Raw genomic sequence first — 19,631 nt, forward strand, 5'->3', positions numbered from 1 at the left:
GCACGCCGGGCGCGTCGCCATCCTGTCTATCGCAACGATCGACCGTCGCCCGCGACGACCGCGCGCACTCATTGCCGATTCATTGCGCTGTGACTAACTTCAAGGACTTGCAGTATCTTGCTGCGGACCTATCTCGGAAGCCCGCCATGCCCCGCCTGCCGCGCCTCGCCCTGTTGTTGAGCACCACGCTGTTCGTCGGCCACGCCGTGGCCGGCCCGGAAGAGGACGAGCGCGCCCGCAACGCGCTGCGCGTGCTGACCGACATCCAGAAGATCCCCGAACAGTCCATCCCCGACAAGCTGCTCGACGAGGGCCGCGCCATCGTGGTGATCCCCGACACGCTCAAGGCCGGCCTGGTGATCGGCGGGCGTCGCGGCCACGGCCTGATGTCGGTCAAGCGCCCCGACGGCACCTGGTCCAACCCGGTGTTCGTCAAGCTGACCGGCGGCAGCATCGGCTTCCAGGTCGGCGTGCAGTCCTCCGACGTGGTGCTGGTGTTCCGCAACGACCGCAGCCTGGACAACATCGTCAACGGCAAGTTCACCCTCGGCGCCGATGCCGGCGTCGCCGCCGGCCCGGTCGGGCGCAACGCCGCCGCCGCCACCGACGGCCAGCTCAAGGCCGAGATCTGGTCGTGGTCGCGCGCCCGCGGCCTGTTCGCCGGCGTCGCCCTGGACGGCGCCGCGCTGCAGATCGACGATGCCGCCGACCTCAACGTGTACGGCAGCAACACCACCCCGCGCATGATCTTCGAGGGCCGTACGACCAGCCTGCCGTCCAACGACGTGGTCGCGTTCCGCGACAAGCTGGAGGAAGCCACCTACGCGGCACGGCAGAACCGTGGCACCGACGGCGCCGCCGCCCCGCACACCGCCAGCGTGGCGCCGCCACCGGCGCAAGCCACGCCGGCGCCGGTCGCCGAGCCGGCGGTCGACGCCGCCGGCGGGGCCAGCACCGCGCCGTTGCAGCCCGCGCCGCAGACGCCGCAGCAGGGCTTCCAGCCGGTGTCCGAAGGCGAGATCCGCACCGAGTCGCTGGACGGCACTCGCTGACGCCAGGCCAACGCGGCGCATCGCGCTGAACGCGCGCGGTCACGCGCCGCGGCGCGGTGCGTTATCCTCCGTGTTCCTTACGACTTCTCTGCGAGCGGATCATGGGCAGTTTTAGCATCTGGCACTGGCTGGTCGTGCTGGTGATCGTGCTGCTGGTGTTCGGCACCAAGCGGCTGACCAGCGGCGCCAAGGATCTGGGCAGTGCGGTCAAGGAATTCAAGAAGGGCATGCGCGACGACGACAAGCCCGCCGGCCAGTTGAGCGATGGCTCGCGCAACGGCGAGCCGTCCCGCGAGACCCAGTCCGAACGCGACCGCGACGCCCGCTGACCCAGGAAGCCGTCGGCGTGTTCGATATCGGATTCAGCGAACTGCTGCTGATCGCCGTGGTGGCGCTGGTGGTGCTCGGCCCGGAACGGCTGCCCAAGGCGGCGCGCTTCGCCGGCCTGTGGGTGCGCCGCGCGCGCGCGCAATGGGATTCGGTGAAGCAGGAGCTGGAGCGCGAACTGGAAGCCGAGGAACTCAAGCGCAGCCTGCAGGACGTGCAGGCCTCGCTGCGCCAGGCCGAAACGCAGTTGCGCGACAGCGGCCAGCAGCTGCAGCGCGAAACCGAGGCGCTGCGCCGCGAGATCGACCCGACCGCGCCGCAACCGCCGGACCAGACCACACCCGCCGAGCCGGCGCCGGTCGCGCAGACGCCGGATCCGCTGTCCACGACCGGCGCGCCCCACGGCGACGCGCCGATCGCCCCGGCACAGGCGCTGCCGCCGACCACGTCGCATCCGCACCTGCCTGACCCGCAGCCGCCCGCATCCCACGCCGCCGCGCCTGCGGCGACACCGCCGGCGCCTGGCGCCACGCCCTCCGGTGGCGATGCCGAGGCGCCGCGATGAACCCGGAAGCCGAAAGCAGCCTGATCGAACACCTGGTCGAATTGCGCGCGCGCCTGGTCCGCGCGCTGACCGGCCTGGGCGTGGTGGTGCTGGCGCTGTTGCCGTTCTCCAAGCAGATCTACACCTGGCTGGCGGAGCCGATGCTGGCGCAGCTGCCGATCGGCCAGAGCGTGATCGCCACGCATCCGGCCGGGGCGGTGTTCGCCCCGCTGAAGCTGACCTTCTTCGTCGGCGTGTTCATCGCCGCGCCGTGGCTGCTGTACCAGGCCTGGGCCTTCGTCGCGCCGGGCCTGTACCAGCGCGAGAAGCGCCTGGCGCTGCCGCTGCTGGCCTCGGCGGTGCTGCTGTTCTACGTGGGCTGCGCCTTCGCCTATTTCCTGGTGTTGCCGGCGGTGTTCCACTTCCTGACCACGTTCAAGCCGGACATCATCCAGCTCACCCCCGACGCCGGCGCCTACCTGGATTTCGTGCTGGCGATCTTCTTCGCCTTCGGCGCCAGCTTCGAACTGCCGGTGGCGCTGGTGATCCTGGCCCTGCTCGGCTGGGTCACCCCGCAGCAACTGCGCGAAGGCCGCGGCTACGCGGTGGTCGGCATCTTCGTGCTGGCGGCGGTGCTGACCCCGCCGGACGTGGTCTCGCAGCTGATGCTGGCGATCCCGATGTGTCTGCTTTACGAGCTGGGCATCATCGCGGCAGCGGCGGTGACCAAGAAGCCGGGAGTGGAGATTCGGGATTAGGGATTCGTAAGAACGGTTCCTTGCGCCGCACCCATCCCGAGCCGGGCCACGTTCCGGCGCTCGCCTGCACAAAAAAACGGCCCCGAAGGGCCGTTTTTGCTGTGGCTGTGGCTGTGGCCGTTGCTCTTACGATTCCCGATTCCCCAATCCCGACTCCCAGCCCTCAAGCCACAAAGACGTTGGACGGCGGCGCCGGCACCGCCGACGCGGCATCGTCGGCATGCACGAACATCTGCTTCCAGGCCACGTACACGATGCCGGCGATCGCCGTCGGCAGGACCGCCATCAGCAGGACCTGCATGATCAGCGCGGACATCACGGTGCCGACCATGGGCTGCAGCACCAGCAACACCAGGGTCAGCGCGAAATAGAACGCGAACATGGCGAGGAAGGCGAGGACGAAGAACACCAGCATCGCCGGCAGGTTGTGCAGGCAGGCGCGCAGGCCGTGGCCGATCGCGGCGACGCCGTTGCGGCCGTCGAACATCACCTGCGGGGCGAACAGGAACAGGGTCAGCGACACCGCCACGACGCCGACCGCCACCAGCAGCAGCCAGGCCAGGATGCGCAGCGCCGGCAGGGTCGCGACCAGTTCCTCCACCTGCGTCGGATCCGGCCGCGTTGCGGACTGGCTGAGTGCGTTGAGTTGGTTCATGACGTCGTTCAGCTGCGCCATCCCGTCCGTCCCGATCACCGCGACCGCCAGAAGCGCGAGCGTCACCCCGACCACCGCCTGCGGCAGCAGCGCCACCAGCAGGTTCGGCGCGCGGCTGCCGTGCAGGCCCTGCAGCAGGTGCGCCGGCTCCGCGCTGCGGCCCTGGTCGACCTCGCGCGCCGCCCACACCAGGCCGCCGAACAGCAACGGCCCGGCCAGGGCCATCAGCAGTTGCGCCAGCATGCCCAGGGTGGGATGGAGCGCGCCCAGGAACATGGCGATCAGGGTCGCCAGGCCCCACAGCAGACCCAGCCGCCCCAGCGCCCACGGCGCCCGCCGCAGCAGCGATATCCCGCCCAACAGCCATTCCGCGCCGGCCGAAGCCGGCAGCTTGCGAATCTCGATCATTGCCAATCCGAAGTGGGGGACGCCGTCGACGCGGCGACTGCACAGATTATCGCGGTTTTGCCGGTCCGCCAGCGGGTTGCTGGCCGCGCGCGTGCTGAACGAAGCGCCGCAGCAGCTTGCGCGCCAGCGGCGCGGCGCTGACCTCGCGGGCGATGGTACGGGCGCAGCGGCCGGCGCTGCGTAGACAGTCGGCGCGGGCGTGCACGTAGCCGCGCATGTGGTGGGTGGCGAATTCGGGGTGGAACTGCACGCCCCAGGCCGCCTTGCCCCAGCGGAACGCGTGGCACTGGTCCTGCGCCGAGCGCGCCAGCACGGTGGCGCCGTCCGGCGCGCGCAGCACCGTCTGCAAGTGGGTGGCATGCGCCGGAAAGCGCTCGGGCAGGCCGGCGAACAGTGGATCGTCGAACGCCGGCGGATGCAGGTCGATATGCACCGTGCCCGATTCGCGCCCGGCCGGGTTGTAGGCCACTTCCCCGCCCAGCGCGTGCGCCAGCAACTGGTGGCCGTAGCAGATGCCCAGCAGCGGCGTGCCCGCGTGCGCCGCCTCGCGCAGCCAGTCGGCGGAGCGTTCGCTCCAGTCGGCGCGGTCGGTGACGAAGGCGGCCGAGCCGGTGACGATGATCCCGGCGAAGCCCGCGCGCGTCGGCAGCGCGGCGCCGCCGGCGACGTTGGCGACCACCGTGTCGCGCTCGGCCAGGCCGGCGGCGACGCGGATCCAGTGCGGAAAGCGTCCGTAACGCCGCATCGTCGCCACCGGCTCGCCGGTTTCGAGGATCAGGAAGGGCGCGGGCGTCATCGGCGGGCGGCGGCTCGAAAGGGGGTCGCCCCGATTGTAGGCAGACCTTCGCGGCTTTTTCCAAGATCCTCGCGCACGCGGGCGGCGGCGGCGCGCGCCGGTTCAGCTGTTTGACAGTCGCACAGCGTGACCAGCGCGGCGCGGCGGCCGCGGCGTGGCATTCCCTGCGGCAGGGTCAGTGCAACGACAGCGCATGCGGCAGCGACAGGCGAAGGTCGATGTCCAGCAGGCGGCCGTCCGCGCTGTGCAGCAGCAGGTGGCCCGGTTGCTCGCGGACGTGCAGCAGCAGGTCCGCGGGCGCCTCCAGCGTGGCGATGCACGCGGCATCGGCGAAGCGGACCACGAAGTAGCGGCGGCGGTCGTGCAGGTGCACGCCGATCAGCATGCCCTGCTCCAGCGCGACGAACTGCTCGCCCAGCAGCGTTTCCGCCCGCAGCTGCGGCAGCACGCAGGCGCGCTGGCCGGCCCCGTCGCGGTAGACGAACGCGACCGTGCCGTCCTCGCGCACGTCCAGCTGCGGCTGCTGGATCGCGCCGCAGCGATGCGGCAGCAGCGGCACGCCCTCCAGCAGGGCGAGATCGTCGCGCCCGCGCAGGCGCCGCTGCGGCAACGCATAGGTCCAGTCCTGCACGGTGTCGCCGGTGCGCACCAGGAACACCTCGCAGTCGGCGAAGAAGCCGGCGGCGGCGATCGGTCCCGGCAGGTCGCCGACATGCCACAGCACCTCGCCCAGGCCCTTGCCGACGTCGATCACCAGGATGCGGTCGTTCGCCACCACGGTCCAGCCGGTGCCGTTGAGCCCGGGCGCGGCGTACTGCACGGCCAGCGCACCGAGTTCGACGCTGCCGCGCGTCGCCAGGTCCAGCCGCGCGACCCGCGCGACCTGCTCGCGCGGCGCCACCGCCAGGGCCACCTGCCCGCTGGCCGCGAGCACCAGGCGGTAGGCCGGCACCGGGTAGCGCTGGGTCACCCGGCCGTGCGCGTCGAATACGGCCGCGCCGGCCTCGCCGAGGGCGACCAGATAGCGCCGGTCGGGCAGCACCGCCGCGTCGTGGATGCGTTGCAGGCCGGCGGCGGGCAGCGGGAGGTCCAGTGCCGTCTCCAGCCGCCAGAACGGCGACGGCGTGCCGGCCTGGGCGACGCGCCAGGGCGGCATGTCGCTCTTCAGGCAGGCGTCGCCGGCCAACTGCAGCAGCCGGTCCAGGTCGCTGCGCCCCAGGGGGTTGCGACCGGCGCTGCAATCGGCGGCGAGCGCCGGCAGCACGCACGCAGCCAGGCGCCGCAGCGCCGCGCTGTTGCCCTTGATCGCCAGCAGGGCATCGGCCAGGGCGGCGCGCGCGGCCGGGTCGGTGCCCGGATCGGCCAGGGCCTCGATCCTGGCCGCGTAGTGCTGCAGCGTGTCCGGCAGCAGGTTGGCGCGCTGCACCAGCGCGCGCGCCGACAGCGCGGCACCCGCCTGCTCGGCCGCGAGCAGCCAGTGCAGCGCCTGCTCGCGCGCCTCGCGCAGCGGCCACACCGCCTCGACCGCTTCCAGCCAATGGCCGCCGTCGACCAGCGCCTGGCCCCATTCCAGCCGCAGTTGCGCCGCGAGCGCGGGGTGGGCGTCCTGCAGCTGCCGCACCGCGTCGGCGAAGGCGCCATCGCGCCGCGCCACCTGGACCGCGCGCCGATGGTCGCCGGCCAGCATCAGCAGACGGATGATCAGCGCCGGCGGCATGTCCCAGCCCAGCGCCAGATCGGCGGCCTGCGCGTGGCGTTCGTGGCGGACCAGATAGTTCAGCGCCTCCTGCCGCGCATTGAGCAATTCGGCCAGCACGAACACGGCCTCGTCGGTCCTGCCCTGGCGGTCCAGGGCGGCGAAGGCCTCGCGGTACATGCGCCGCAGGTACGCGGTCAGGTCCTCGTCCAGGCCGAGCTCGGCGCTGCGCCCGAGGCGGCCGGACAGTTGCAGGCTGTCGCGCCGGCCCGGTGCGGCGAACGCCTGGCCCATGGACGGCCCGGTCCCGTCGATCGGCAGGGCGTTGCGCAGCGCCTCGTCCAGCTCCCCACGTTCAAACATCGCCATCATGCGGCGCAGGTAGGCGCCGTGCCGGTAGCCGATCAACCGGCCCAAGCGACTGATCGCGGCCAGCCGCGCGAGCGTGTCGCGCCAGGCGCTGGGCTGCGCGCCTGGCTGGCGCGCGGGAATGTCATCGGGCGAGGCCGCCGCCGCCGATCGTCGCGGCAGCACGCGCGACAACAGCGCCAGGGCCGCGCCCAGCACGCCCTCACGCACCACGGCCATGCCGCCGCGCGGCGCTCCCCGTGGATGCGCGCCTTGCGCAGGCACGTCACCGGGCGAGGCGGCCGCCGCCGATGGCCGCGGCAGCACACGCGACAACAGCGCCAGGGCGGCGCCCAGCACGCCCTCGCGCACCGCGGCCATGCCGCCGCGCGGCGCGCGCGCCGGACGCGTGCCGGACACCGCGCGCAGGAAGGCCTCGCTCTCCGCGCTGCGCGGCGGGATGCGCTCGCCGAGCACGCCGCGCACGTCCTTGCCTTGCAGTTGCGCCACCTCCAGTGCCGGCGGCGGGAGGCGGCACGCGTAGGTATCGTGCAGCGCGTAGGCGTCCAGCGCGATCGCCTCGGACAGGTCCAGCCGCGTGCCCTGGTCGAAGCGCAGCCCCACCACCGCGGCGCCGGCGACCAGGCCGATATCGAGGGCCGGCAGCCCAGCCAGTTCCGCCGCTGTCAGCGGCGCCGAATACAGCGCCCCCTGCAGCCGCCGCAACGGCACCGCGCCCACGCGTTCGCACGCCAGCACCTGCGCGCGGGCGAAGCACAGCACGTCGCCTGCTTCGAACCGGTAGGCCCGGCAGCCGGGATGCCAGGCGGCGAGCATGCGCGCCATCCGCAGCGGCGCGGGCAGGACGCCGGCGGGCCACCACAGGCCGTCCAGCGCCTGCAGGCCGCGCCACAGCGGATCGCGCACCGCACCGGCCGCGCGCGTCGCGGTCGTCTCATCCATCGCGCTCGCCTCCACGCTGCCCGCGCATGCGCAGCAGGACGCGGCGCCCGCCGTCGCCCAGGATCAGCACCTGCCCTTCCAGGTCGACCAGGGCCACCGAGGCGCCATCGAAGGACACCGAAGCGACGCTGATGTCGCAGGGCGACTGGAACAGGATCTCCTGACCATGCTCGCCGAGCGCGACCAGCGCGCGGCGATCCTGGCGCAGCATCAACAGCTGGCTGCGCTCGCTGCGCTGTGGATCCGGCACCAGCCCCAGCAGCTTCCAGCCCGGCGGCGGCGCCAGTTCCAGTTCGGAATAGCCGTCCTGCGGCCCGCCCTGGTACAGGCGACAGGTACGCGCGCCATCGCGCTGGCCGTCGCGGTATTCCAGGCAGACGCCGCCCTGCCACTGCCCCTCCCGCACCACCCCGCGGAACGCCAGTTGCGTCGGCCGCGATGGCGCGGTCAGCTGGGTCAGCAGTTGGGTGGTGCCCTCGCGGTGCAGGCAGCTGATCCGCAGATGGCCCGACGCGTAGCGGGCATACACCAACCGCTGCGCATCGATCTGCTGCATCGCCAAGACCGCGTCGTCCACCAGGGCGTGGGCGGGCGTATCGCGTCCGGGTCGGGTGCTGGCATTGGTCCACGACAGCAGCCGCCCGGCGCCATCCAGAATGACCACGCGCTGCGTCCGCGCCTGTTTCGCGCCGCCATTGAGCCAGGCGCAGTGCAGCCAGCGCGCGGTCCCCGGCACCGCGGCGAAGACATCGGCCGGCGGCCGTTCCACGGTGAGGAAGCCCGGCATCTTCCAGAAGTACAGGCCAACCGGCATCGCCACCACGCCGGCGAACTCCTTGTGGAGGATGACGCCGCACAGCAATTCCGTCCCGGAGGTCCAGGCGCTGTAGCGCGGCGCGGCCTTCTTGTAGCGGCCCTCGCGCGGAACCTGCAGCAGGACCGCCCGCTGCTCGCCGGCCAGCGGCAGCGCCACGTAGTGGCCCGCGCTGCTGAACAACGGGGGTTGCCGCAGCGACACCCTGCCCTGCAGCGTCTCGCCGGAGACCGCCACCGCGGGCGGCGGCGGGGCGGCGATGAAATCCCCACGCAGCAGGCGCACGGCGCAGGGCGCGGGCGGCACGGCGAGCGCCAGCTCGCGGTGCGCGTGGCCGGTGCCGATCGCCACGCGCAAACGCCCGTCGAAGTCCTGCCGCACCGCCACGCTGTGGTCGCCCATGCCGGCGCCCTGCTGGCTGGCGGCGATCCACCAGCGCTCGCTGGCGGCCTGGCCGCTGTCGCTCAGATATGCGCGCCAGGCGCTGCGCTCGGCATCGGTCGCCGGCTGGTGGGTGCGCGCCTGCAGCAGGGCGCGCAAGGCATCGGGCGCGTCCGCGGACTGCACCTCGCCCGGCCGCTGCAGCACGCCCCAGGCGAAACGCGCACCGGCGGCCTGCGCGCGGCGCGCCAGCAGGATCCACATCGCCACGTGCAGCAGGCGCGGCGCACCGCGCTGGGCGGGGCCGGCGTCGAACAGCGCCAGGACCAGGGCGTCGCTCTGGCGTTGCACCAGCTTCGGCGCCAGGAACAGGTGTTCGTGGTGCGCGGCGCGGCGCAGGAACTCGTCCGGCAGCAGGTCGGCCACGGCCCATTCGCTCAACAGCAGGCGCGCGTAGGGTCCGCGCCGGCGCAGGTCGTCGATGCCGTCGGGGTCGGCGGCGCCGTGCTGCATCCGCGCCGCGCCGCGGCCGAGCAGCGGTTCCAGGCGCACCAGCCAGTCGCCGAGCATCGCCGCGATGTCCGGGTCGAACCAGGCCAACCAGGCGTGCCATGGCTGCAGCGCCGGCGGCAACGGCAGCGTCGCGCTCATGCGGCCCAGCGCCGGCGAATCTGCTCCACCAGCGGCGCGCCGAGCGGCAGCAGGCGGTGCAGCGGCACCAGCGCCGCCGGTGCGGGCAGCAGCAGCCAGGGCGGTTCGGGATGGCGGCGCGCGACGGCCTGCGCCAGCAGATCCAGCGGGAGGTCCGGGCGCTGCGCGGTCGGCAGCCACAGCGCCGGCGCCTCCGGGCGCGGGGCGATGTACAGCACGCCGTCGATCCATGGCAATGCCGATGCCGGTCCGGTCACGACCAGCAGCGCGTCGCTGGCCGTCGCCATCAGCGCGTCCGCCGCCGCGCCGCGCGCGGCACGCTCCAGCAGGTCGCGCGCGCAGGGGCCCACGCCCACGACGCCCTGCGGCGACGGCGGCGCGGGATCGTCGCGCCACGACCAGATCATGCGGCGGCGCCGATCCGCTCGATCAGGCGCGCACGCGCGGCCGCAAGCTCATGCGGCATGGAGGCTGCGGTGAAGTTGGCGTCGATCTCGCGCAACACCGCGTCGGCCGCGGCCCGCGCGTCGGCACCCGCATCGGCATCGTCGGCCAGGCAGCGCTGGGCGGCCTCGAGCAGCCGCGCCACGCGCGACAGCGGCTGCAACGCCGCCTGCTCCACCGCGGCGAGCAAGGTCGGGTTGGCGGCCAGCGCCAGGGTGTCGCGCAGCGCGTCCTGCGCGGTGGCCTGCGCCTCGCGCGTCGGCATCACGTAGAACAGCGGCCACAGGTCCGCCTCGGTGGCGACGCTGCGCCCGGCCAGCACGGTGGCCGCCGCCACCAGGCGTTGCGTCTTGACGATGCGGCGGTCGGACAAGGCCAGCCCCGCCGCGCGCAAAGTGCGAACCGCCTGCGCCAGGGCGCTGCGCGCCTCGTCCATCCGCACCTGCCGCACCTGTCCGGCGAGCAGGTCCAGGTCGGCCAGGTCGGCCACATGCAGCACCTCGGTACGCTCGGCCTGCCAGCCGCCGGCCAGCAAGGCTTCCAACTGATGATCCGGCACCGCGTCGACGAACAGGTGCAGCAGGAAGCGGTCGGCGAAGGCCGCCAGCGACGCGTCCTCGGGCAGCGCGTTGGCCGCGCCCACGCACAGGCGCAGCGGGCAGGCCAGGTCGGTGTGGCCGCGCCGGAAGCGGCGTTCGTTCAACACGCCGAGCAAGGTGTTGAGGATGGCGGTCGAGCCCAGGAACACCTCGTCGAGGAAGGCGATCTCCGCCTCCGGCAACATGCCGGCCACGTCGGTTTCGACCAGGCCCTCGCGCAGCTTGCGCAGGTCCACCGGCCCGAACAGCTCGGACGGTTCGGTGAAGCGACCCAGCAGGTATTCGAAGTAGCGGCCGCCGAGGGCGGCGGCCACGCGCCTGACCACGGCGCTCTTGGCCGTCCCGGGCGGACCGACGATCAACAGGTGTTCTTCGGCGATCGCCGCCAGCACCATCAACTCGGCGAGCTGGTGGCGCTCGACCAGGCCGGTCGTGGCGGAATGGACGGCCGCGCGGACGCGCGCGGCGGCGGATGCGATGGACGAGGGCATGCGGGCTGTCGAAGAGGCGCGCCGTGCGCGGGACATCCGCACGGAGCGCGAAAAAGGATCCGCCGCACTTTAGATCAATTCCAATGCAGCGCAAACCGCGCGGGCGCGCATGGCATGTCGGCAGGCGCGGGGCATCCGGACTCCGGACGCGAGCCGCTTCGGTGAGCCTTGCGCTGCTGGGCAAAGCGGCGTCGCCGATCCGCGCCGATGTGGTGCACCGGCGTCGCCGACGCCGGCCTGCGCGCCACCGCGCGCGGCAGCGCTCACTCCCGCGGCGGCAGCACCGACAGCACTTCCTCGATGGTGGTCAGCCCGGCGGCGACCTTTTCCAGGCCGGCGCGGCGCAACGTGCGCACGCCTTCGGCCTGGGCGGCACGGCTGAAGCCGGCCAGGTCCATGTCGGCGCGGATCAGGCTGCGCAGGCGCGGCGTCACCGGCAGCAGTTCGTACAGGCCGACCCGGCCCAGGTAGCCGGTGCGGCGGCACTCCAGGCAGCCGACCGGGGCATGCGGCTGCAGGTCCTCCGGCAGTGCTTCGCCGGGCTCGCGCAGCGCGTCCCAGGCGGCCGCGTCCAGCGGGTGCGGGCGCTTGCAGTGGCTGCACAGGGTGCGCACCAGGCGCTGCGCCAGCACGCCGTTGAGGGTGGAGGCGACCAGGTAGTGCGGCACGCCCAGGTCGAGCAGGCGGGTGATCGCCGAGGGCGCGTCGTTGGTGTGCAGGGTGGACAGCACCAGATGCCCGGTCAACGAGGCCTGCACCGCCATCTGCGCGGTCTCCAGGTCGCGGATCTCGCCGATCATGATGATGTCCGGGTCCTGCCGCAGCAGGGTGCGCACGCCGCTGGCGAAGTCCAGGTCGATGTTGGTCTGCACCTGCATCTGGTTGAACTCCGGCGCGATCATCTCGATCGGGTCCTCCACGCTGCACACGTTCACGTCCGGCGTGGCCAGGCGCTTGAGCGTGGAGTACAGCGTGGTGGTCTTGCCCGAGCCGGTGGGGCCGGTGACCAGCACGATGCCGTGCGGGCGCTCGACCAGCGCCGCCCAGCCGGCCGCCTCCTGCGCGCTGAAGCCGAGCTGGTCCACGCTCTTGAACGCCGCGTCCGGGTCGAAGATGCGCATCACGCACTTCTCGCCGAAGGCGGTGGGCATGGTCGACAGGCGCATCTCGGTCTCGCGCCCGCCCGGCGAGCGGGTCTTGATGCGCCCGTCCTGCGGGCGGCGCCGCTCGGCCAGGTCCATGCGCCCGAGCACCTTGATGCGGCTGACGATGGCGGTCATCACCGCCGGCGGCACTTCCAGCACCTTGTGCAGCACGCCGTCGATGCGGAAGCGCATGCGCCCGGCCTCGCGCCGCGGCTCCAGGTGGATGTCGCTGGCGCGCTGCTCGTAGGCGTACTGCAGCAGCCAGTCGACGATGTGCACGATGTGGTGGTCGTCGGCGTTGACGTCGCCACCGCGGCCCAGTTCCACCAACTGCTCGAAGCTGGGCAGGCCGCTGCTCTGCTCGGTGCGCCCGTCCTTGGCGCCGCGCACCGAGCGGGTCACGCCGAAGAACTCCATCGTGTAGCGATGCAGGTCCAGCGGATTGACCACCGCGATCTCGATGCGGCGCCGCGCCAGGTGCTGCACGTCGCCCAGCCAGTCCAGCGCCAGCGGCTCGCTGGTCGCCACCAGCAGGCGCTCGGCGTCCAGCGCCAGCGGCAGGATGCGGTGGCGGCGCGCATAGGCGTGCGAGACCACCGCGGTGGCCGCGGCCACGTCGACCCGGGTCGGGTCGATGCGCAGGTAGCGCAGGCCGCAGCGCTGCGCCAGCCATTCGGTCAGCCGCTCCAGGCCCAGCTCGCTGCCGGGCGGACGCGTGGCCGCCAGTTTCAGGTTGGACAGCAGCACCAGCGGATGCACGTCGCTGGCGGTGCGCGTGGACTGCACCGAGAACTGCATGCGCCCGCGCTCGGCCGGCGCGACCAGGCCGTCGGCGAGCAATGCCGCGGCCACGCGCTCGAAACTCAGCCGCCCCGGCGGCAGGGACACCGTGGCGGGTGCGGGCGCGGCGGGCGGCTGCGCGGCGGGTCGCGAATCCATGGTCAGGTCCGGTGCGCGGAAGTCCCCGCAAGTCGGTCGCTATACTAGCGCACCCCCTTTGCCGGCCTTCGCTGCATGCCCGACTCCCGGTCCGTTCCGATCACGTTCCAGGGTCTGATCCAGACCCTCAACCAGTTCTGGGCGCAGCACGGCTGCGTGCTGATCCAATCGCTGGACCTGGAAGTGGGCGCCGGCACCTTCCATCCGTCCACGTTCCTGCGCGCGCTCGGACCGGAGCCGTGGAACGCGGCCTACGTGCAGCCCAGCCGCCGCCCCACCGACGGCCGCTACGGCGAGAACCCGAACCGCCTGCAGCGCTACTACCAGTACCAGGTGGCGATGAAGCCGAACCCGGACAACATCCAGCAGTTGTACCTGGATTCGCTCAAGGCGCTGGGCATCGATCCGCTGGTGCACGACCTGCGCTTCGTCGAGGACAACTGGGAATCGCCGACGCTCGGCGCCTGGGGCCTGGGCTGGGAGGTGTGGCTCAACGGCATGGAAGTCACCCAGTTCACCTACTTCCAGCAGGCCGGCGGCCTGGAGTGCAAGCCGGTGCTGGGCGAGATCACCTACGGTCTCGAGCGCCTGTGCATGTACCTGCAGAACTGCGACAACGTCTACGACCTGGTGTGGACCTACGGCCCCGACGGCACCCCGGTGACCTATGGCGACGTCTACCACCAGAACGAGGTGGAGCAGAGCGCGTACAACTTCGAACACGCCAACATGGCCGAGCTGTTCCACCGCTTCGACGCATGCGAGCAGGAGGCGCAGGCGCTGGTCGAGGTCGGGCTGCCGCTGCCGGCCTACGAACAGGTGACCAAGGCCAGCCACGCCTTCAACCTGCTCGACGCGCGCCGCGCGATCTCGGTGACCGAGCGCCAGCGCTACATCCTGCGCGTGCGCGCGCTGGCGCAGGCGGTGGCCAAGGCCTACTACGCGCAGCGCGAGAAGCTGGGCTTCCCCGGCGTCAAGAAGTGACCAAAGCCCCTCTCCCGCCGGGAGAGGGGTTGGGGTGAGGGTACGCCGGCACGCATCGCCGGCTGCTCCGACTCCCCAGGCGCCCGCACCCTCATCCGCCCCTTCGGGGCACCTTCTCCCACAGGGAGAAGGAACCGCTAAGCAAGGTCTGACACATGAGCGAACACCTTCCCCTGCTGATCGAACTGGGCACCGAGGAACTGCCGGTCAAGGCATTGCCGGGCCTGGCCCAGGCGCTGTTCGACGGCGTGATCGCCGGGCTGGAGAAGCGCGGCATCGCGGTCGAGCGCGGCGACGCCAAGCCGCTGTCCACGCCGCGCCGGCTGGCGGTGCTGCTGCCGGGCGTGGCCACCGAACAGCCGGAGCAGCGTTCGGAAGTGCTCGGCCCGTATCTCAACATCGCGCTCGATGCCGACGGCCAGCCGACCAAGGCGCTGCAAGGGTTCGCCGCCAAGGCCGGGATCGACTGGACCGCGCTGGAGCGCACCAGCGACGCCAAGGGCGAGCGCTTCGTGCACCGTGCGGTGACCCCGGGCGCGCGCACCGCCACGCTGCTGCCGGAGATCCTGCGCGAGGCGATCGCGGCGATGCCGATCCCCAAGCCGATGCGCTGGGGCGATCACGACTACGGCTTCGCGCGGCCGGTGCAGTGGCTGGTACTGCTGTTCGGCGGCGAGGTGGTGCCGATGCCGCTGTTCGGCGTGCAGGCCGGCCGCGACAGCCGCGGCCACCGCTTCCTGCACGACGCGCCGGTGCCGCTGGCGCAGCCGGGCGACTACGTGGCCGCGCTGCAGGCCGCGCAGGTGCTGGTGGACCCGGACCTGCGCCGCGCGCGCATCGTCGCCGAGGTCGAACAGGCCGCGCGCCAGGCCGGCGGCAGCGCGCGCATCGCCGAGGACAACCTGGAGCAGGTGGTGAACCTGGTCGAATGGCCGTCGGCGGTGCTGTGCAAGTTCGAGCCGGCGTTCCTGGCGGTGCCGCAGGAAGCGCTGATCGAGACCATGGAGAGCAACCAGAAGTTCTTCCCGGTGCTGGACGACGGCGGCAAGCTCACCGAGCATTTCATCGGCATCGCCAACATCGTCTCGCGCGACGCGGCCGAAGTGGCCAAGGGCTACGAGCGGGTGATCCGCCCGCGCTTCGCCGACGCCAAGTTCTTCTTCGACGAGGACCTCAAGCAGGGCCTGGAGGCGATGGGCGCGGGTCTGGCCAGCGTCACCTACCAGGCCAAGCTCGGCAGCATCGCCGACAAGGTGCAGCGCGTGGCCGCGCTGGCCGAGACGATCGCCGCGCAGGTAGGTGCGGACCCGGCGCAGGCGCGTCGCGCCGCCGAACTGAGCAAGAACGACCTGCAGTCGCGCATGGTCAACGAGTTCCCGGAGCTGCAGGGCATCGCCGGCCGCCACTATGCCGTCGCCGCCGGCGAACCGAACGAGATCGCCCTGGCGATCGACGAGGCCTACCAGCCGCGCTTCGCCGGCGACGACATCGCGCTGTCGCCGCTGGGCAAGGTGCTGGCGATCGCCGAACGTCTGGACACGCTGGCCGGTGGATTCGCCGCTGGGTTGAAGCCCACTGGCAACAAGGATCCGTTCGCGCTGCGGCGCAATGCGCTGGGGTTGGCGCGGACCATCATTGAGAGTGGATTTGATCTCGATTTGCGCGCTGCACTGGTCGCCGCTGTCCATTCTTCCAGCACTGCCACACTGCTCACCAAAGCAGCCAAGCAACAAGCTGACGCCAGTGCCGCCGAACGCAAGGGCGTCAAAGTCGCCGAGGTGCAAGTCGGAGGTGGGCACATGGCGAATGATTACGAAGTCGCGGAAGAGATCTTCGACTTCATCCTCGACCGCCTGCGCGGTTACTACGCCGACAAGGGCGTGCCCGCGACGCATTTCAATGCGGTGGCGGCCTTGTTCTCGGTCGCGGCTGAAGCCGCTCCTACAGGGAACACGGCGGCGTCTGTAGGAGCGGCTTCAGCCGCGACCGCCGCGCACGGATCGCTGTACGACTTCGACCGCCGCATCGACGCGATCAGCATCTTCGCCACGCTGCCGGAGGCCGAGGCGCTGGCCGCGGCCAACAAGCGTATCCGCAACATCCTGCGCAAGGCCGAGGGCGAGATTCCGGGGCAGATCGACCCGACGCTGCTGCGCGAGCCGGCCGAAAGCGCGCTGGCCGAGGCGGTGGAAGCGGCGATCGTGGAGACCGACGGCGCTCTGCGCCAGCACGACTACGTCACCGTGCTGAACTTCCTGGCGCGGCTGCGGTCGCAGGTGGACGCCTTCTTCGACGGCGTGATGGTCAACGTCGAAGACCCGGCAATCCGCGGCAACCGCCTGGCCCTGCTCAAGCGCCTGGGCGACCGCCTCGGCAGCGTCGCCGCGATCGAGCATCTTTCTTCGTAAGCGGTACGCAGCAGAGGGCATGCAGGGGTTGCGCGAGCAGCTCTCTTGTTTCCACTGAGCGTGAGCCCCTCTCCCATCGGGAGAGGGGTTGGGGTGAGGGTCCGGCGCGAAAGCGACTCGCGGCGTTTGGGTGCACGAGGCTGCACCCGTACCCTCATCCGCCCCTGCGGGGCACCTTCTCCCAAGGGGAGAAGGAAAAGCCGCTAGCCCCTCTCCCATCGGGAGAGGGGTTGGGGTGAGGGTCCGGCGCGAAGCGACTCGCGGGGTTTGGGTGTATGAGGCTGCGCCCGTACCCTCATCCGCCCCTGCGGGGCACCTTCTCCCGACGGGAGAAGGGAACAGCCGACGAGGCCCGACGCTTACTCGCGCGTCCCACCCCAGCCACAGGCACCCACAGCGCGGCGCACCCCGCCGTTACGAATCCCCATTCCCCAATCCCCATTCCCGGCTCTCAATCAAACAACGCCTGGATCGCCGCCAACCCCGCGTTCGCACGCTCCTTCCTGCGCGCCGCGTCGGCCACCGGGTCGGCGCCGTCGCGCTGCATTTCCTCGGCCGGGATCTCGTCGAAGAAGCGGCTGGGCTTGAGCCGGATGTGCTCGCCGAACTTGCGGGTGAGCTTGCTGTAGCTCATCCACAGCTGCTCCTTGGCGCGGGTGATGCCCACGTACAGCAGCCGCCGCTCCTCCTGCAGGTTGCCTTCTTCCAGGCTGACCTCGTGCGGCAGCACGCCGTCCTCGCAGCCGACGATGAACACGTAGCGGAACTCCAGGCCCTTGGAGGCGTGCATGGTCATCATCCGCACCTGGTTGCCGCCGTCGTCCTTGTCGTTGCGCGACAGCAGCGCCAGCTGCGCGGCCAGGTCGCCGACGGTCGCGCCGCGCGGGCCGCCCTCGAACCACTTGGCCAGTTCCTCCAGGTTGCCGCGGCGACGCTGGAAGCTCGCCTCGTCCTTGCACTGGCTGCGCAATTCGCGGATCAGCCCGGATTGCTCGGCGAGTTGGCGCACCACGTCGGCCGAGGACAGCGTCTGCGACGCGGTACGCAACTCGTGCAGCACGTCGACGAAATCGCTCAATCCATTGGCCGCGCGCGGCGGCAGTTGCTGCAGCGCGCCCAGCGATTCGGCCGCGCGCGACATCGGCAGGTGCTTGGCCGAAGCCAGTTCGGCCAGCTTGGCCAGCGAGGTGGCGCCGACCTCGCGCTTGGGCGCCTGCACCGCGCGCAGGAACGCCGCGTCGTCGTCGGGATTGACCAGCAGCCGCAGCCACGACAGCACGTCCTTGACTTCCTGGCGCTCCAGGAACGCGGTGCCGCCGGTGATGTGGTACGGCACGCCGGCGATCTGCAAGGCCTTTTCCAGCGGACGCGACTGGAAGTTGCCGCGGAACAGGATGCAGAAGTCGCTCCACGGCGCCTGCTTGGCGGCGCCCAGGTAGGCGATCTCGGCGGCGACCTTCTCCGCCTCGTGCTCGCTGTCGCGGCATTCCCACACGCGGATGCGCTCGCCGTCGGCCTGATCGCTCCACAGCGTCTTCAGGTGTTCGTGCGGGTTGTGCGCGATCAGCGCGTTGGCCGCGCGCAGCACGCGGTTGGAGCAGCGGTAGTTCTGCTCCAGCTTGATGATCTGCAGCGCCGGATAGTCGCGGCCCATCTGCATCAGGTTTTCCGGGTTGGCGCCACGCCAGGCGTAGATGCTCTGGTCGTCGTCGCCCACGCAGGTGAAGTTGCCGCGCGGGCCGGCCAGCATCTTCAGCAGCCGGTACTGCGCGTCGTTGGTGTCCTGGCTCTCGTCCACCAGCAGGTAGCCGATGCGTTCGCGCCAGGCCATCACGATGTCCTCGTTCTCCTCCAGCACCTGCACCGGCAGGCGGATCAGGTCGTCGAAGTCCACCGCATTGAAGGTGCTCAAGCGCGCCTGGTAGCGCTCGTACAGGCTGGCCGCTTCCTGCTCGCGGGTGCTGCGCGCCGCCGCCATCGCCTGCTCCGGCGACAGCCCGGCGTTCTTGGCGCGCGAGATCAGGTTCTTGGCGTCCTCGATCGCATCGGGCTTGGCGCCGTGCATCAGGTCCTTGATCTGCGCGGCGGCATCGTCGGCGTCGAAGATCGAGAAACCGCGCTTCAGGCCCACCGCCGCATGTTCGATCTGCACGAACTTCAGCCCCAGGGCGTGGAAGGTGCAGATGGTCAGGCCGTCGGCGGCGTCGCCGCGGATGCGCTTGGCCACGCGCTCGCGCATTTCCTTGGCCGACTTGTTGGTGAACGTGATCGCGGCGATGCGCTTGGCCGGATAGCGGCCGCTGGCGATCAGGTGCGCGATCTTCTCCACGATCACGCGGGTCTTGCCGCTGCCGGCACCGGCCAGCACCAGCAGCGGGCCTTCGCAGTGCAGCACCGCGGCGCGTTGGGGAGGATTGAGACCGTGCATGAAGAGTTCCCTTGGCCGCGCATTGTAACGGGCGCCGGCCGACGGCGACGCCTCGCCGCCCGGTTCGCGCTGAACCGGTTCGCGAACGCCCGGCGGCCGGAGCGCGCGGCCGCCGCGCTAGAATCGGCGGCATGGCGAAACTGTATTTCTACTATTCGGCGATGAACGCCGGCAAGACCACCACGCTGCTGCAGTCGGCGCACAACTACCGCGAGCGCGGCATGCGCACGGCGATCCTGACGCCGCGGCTGGACCACCGCGCCGGCAGCGGCGTGGTCGCCTCGCGCATCGGCCTGCGCGCCGAGGGCACGTCCTTCGTCGCCGATACCGATCTGTTGGCCACCCTCGAGGCCGACATCGCCAACCACGGGCCGCTGCACTGCGTGCTGGTGGACGAGGCGCAGTTCCTCAGCCGCGCGCAGGTGTGGCAGCTCAGCGAGGTGGTCGACAGATTGCGCATTCCGGTCTTGTGCTATGGGCTGCGCACCGATTTCCGCGGCGAACTGTTCGAAGGCAGCCAGTACCTGCTGGCCTGGGCCGACGAACTGCAGGAGATCAAGACCATCTGCCACACCGGCAGCAAGGCGACGATGACCGTGCGTGTGGACGAGAACGGCCACGCCGTGCAGGACGGCCCGCAGGTGGAGATCGGCGGCAACGAACGCTACGTGTCGGTGAGCCGCCCCGAGTTCAAGAAGATCATGCGCGGCGAAGGCCGCATCGATCCGTTGCAGATCGCGTTGCCGCTTTAGGTGGGCTGCGCGGCCGCGGTTCGGCGCATTCGACGTTCCGGGCCAAAG

15 protein-coding genes are annotated in these 19,631 nt (G+C 71.4%); 7 read left to right on the forward strand and 8 right to left on the reverse strand.

The window, feature by feature from the left end:
- The first annotated feature begins 146 nt into the window (after positions 1-146).
- The 4 genes from AB3X07_RS22760 to tatC all read left to right on the forward strand — a co-directional run bounded on the left by AB3X07_RS22760 (position 147) and on the right by tatC (position 2,681).
- Positions 147-1,052 (forward strand): lipid-binding SYLF domain-containing protein, encoded by a 906-nt coding sequence (locus AB3X07_RS22760; RefSeq protein WP_369941548.1) that lies wholly within the window; start codon positions 147-149, stop codon positions 1,050-1,052.
- A gap of 101 nt (positions 1,053-1,153) precedes the next feature.
- Complete coding sequence (gene tatA, locus AB3X07_RS22765) at positions 1,154-1,381, forward strand: Sec-independent protein translocase subunit TatA (protein WP_369941550.1); 228 nt, start codon at positions 1,154-1,156, stop codon at positions 1,379-1,381.
- Positions 1,382-1,398: 17 nt separating this feature from the next.
- Positions 1,399-1,944 carry a Sec-independent protein translocase protein TatB gene (tatB, locus tag AB3X07_RS22770; RefSeq protein WP_369941552.1) on the forward strand — a complete coding sequence of 182 codons (546 nt, stop codon included), beginning with the start codon at positions 1,399-1,401 and terminating at the stop codon, positions 1,942-1,944.
- Entirely contained in the window at positions 1,941-2,681 is a 741-nt protein-coding gene (tatC, locus tag AB3X07_RS22775; protein WP_369941554.1) for a twin-arginine translocase subunit TatC, read from the forward strand. Before tatB ends, tatC begins: the two co-directional genes overlap by 4 nt.
- Before the next feature lie 163 nt (positions 2,682-2,844).
- Here the strand turns inward: tatC and AB3X07_RS22780 are convergent, their stop codons facing one another.
- From AB3X07_RS22780 to AB3X07_RS22810, 7 genes are all read right to left on the reverse strand, one after another.
- Positions 2,845-3,744, reverse strand: a complete 900-nt coding sequence (locus AB3X07_RS22780; protein ID WP_369941555.1) for a BPSS1780 family membrane protein — start codon at positions 3,742-3,744, stop codon at positions 2,845-2,847.
- Positions 3,745-3,790: 46 nt separating this feature from the next.
- Entirely contained in the window at positions 3,791-4,540 is a 750-nt protein-coding gene (locus AB3X07_RS22785; RefSeq protein ID WP_369941557.1) for a glutamine amidotransferase, read from the reverse strand.
- Between the two features lie 175 nt (positions 4,541-4,715).
- Positions 4,716-7,547, reverse strand: coding sequence for a bpX6 domain-containing protein (locus tag AB3X07_RS22790; protein ID WP_369941559.1), 2,832 nt, complete (start codon positions 7,545-7,547; stop codon positions 4,716-4,718).
- Complete coding sequence (locus AB3X07_RS22795; protein ID WP_369941561.1) at positions 7,540-9,393, reverse strand: hypothetical protein; 1,854 nt, start codon at positions 9,391-9,393, stop codon at positions 7,540-7,542. Before AB3X07_RS22795 ends, AB3X07_RS22790 begins: the two co-directional genes overlap by 8 nt.
- Complete coding sequence (locus AB3X07_RS22800; protein WP_369941562.1) at positions 9,390-9,800, reverse strand: hypothetical protein; 411 nt, start codon at positions 9,798-9,800, stop codon at positions 9,390-9,392. The genes AB3X07_RS22795 and AB3X07_RS22800 overlap by 4 nt, the downstream gene beginning before the upstream one ends.
- Positions 9,797-10,927, reverse strand: a complete 1,131-nt coding sequence (locus tag AB3X07_RS22805) for an AAA family ATPase (protein WP_369941564.1) — start codon at positions 10,925-10,927, stop codon at positions 9,797-9,799. Before AB3X07_RS22805 ends, AB3X07_RS22800 begins: the two co-directional genes overlap by 4 nt.
- A 263-nt stretch (positions 10,928-11,190) precedes the next feature.
- A complete protein-coding gene (locus AB3X07_RS22810; protein ID WP_369941566.1) occupies positions 11,191-13,011 on the reverse strand; it encodes a GspE/PulE family protein in 1,821 nt (606 codons plus the stop codon).
- 75 nt (positions 13,012-13,086) lie between these two features.
- Here AB3X07_RS22810 and glyQ point away from each other — a divergent pair, with 75 nt between their 5' ends.
- Positions 13,087-13,995 (forward strand): glycine--tRNA ligase subunit alpha, encoded by a 909-nt coding sequence (glyQ, locus tag AB3X07_RS22815; RefSeq protein WP_369941567.1) that lies wholly within the window; start codon positions 13,087-13,089, stop codon positions 13,993-13,995.
- A gap of 155 nt (positions 13,996-14,150) precedes the next feature.
- Positions 14,151-16,403 (forward strand): glycine--tRNA ligase subunit beta, encoded by a 2,253-nt coding sequence (gene glyS, locus AB3X07_RS22820; RefSeq protein ID WP_369941569.1) that lies wholly within the window; start codon positions 14,151-14,153, stop codon positions 16,401-16,403.
- Between the two features lie 451 nt (positions 16,404-16,854).
- On the opposite strand, the gene rep is transcribed toward glyS, so the two are convergent.
- Complete coding sequence (rep, locus tag AB3X07_RS22825) at positions 16,855-18,831, reverse strand: DNA helicase Rep (RefSeq protein WP_369941571.1); 1,977 nt, start codon at positions 18,829-18,831, stop codon at positions 16,855-16,857.
- Between the two features lie 131 nt (positions 18,832-18,962).
- Between rep and AB3X07_RS22830 the strand changes: the two genes are divergently transcribed.
- Positions 18,963-19,583, forward strand: coding sequence for a thymidine kinase (locus AB3X07_RS22830; protein WP_369941573.1), 621 nt, complete (start codon positions 18,963-18,965; stop codon positions 19,581-19,583).
- Positions 19,584-19,631: the final 48 nt, after the last annotated feature.

The organism is Xanthomonas sp. DAR 35659 (assembly GCF_041242975.1).
In the GTDB taxonomy this organism is placed as follows: Bacteria; Pseudomonadota; Gammaproteobacteria; order Xanthomonadales; family Xanthomonadaceae; genus Xanthomonas_A; species Xanthomonas_A medicagonis.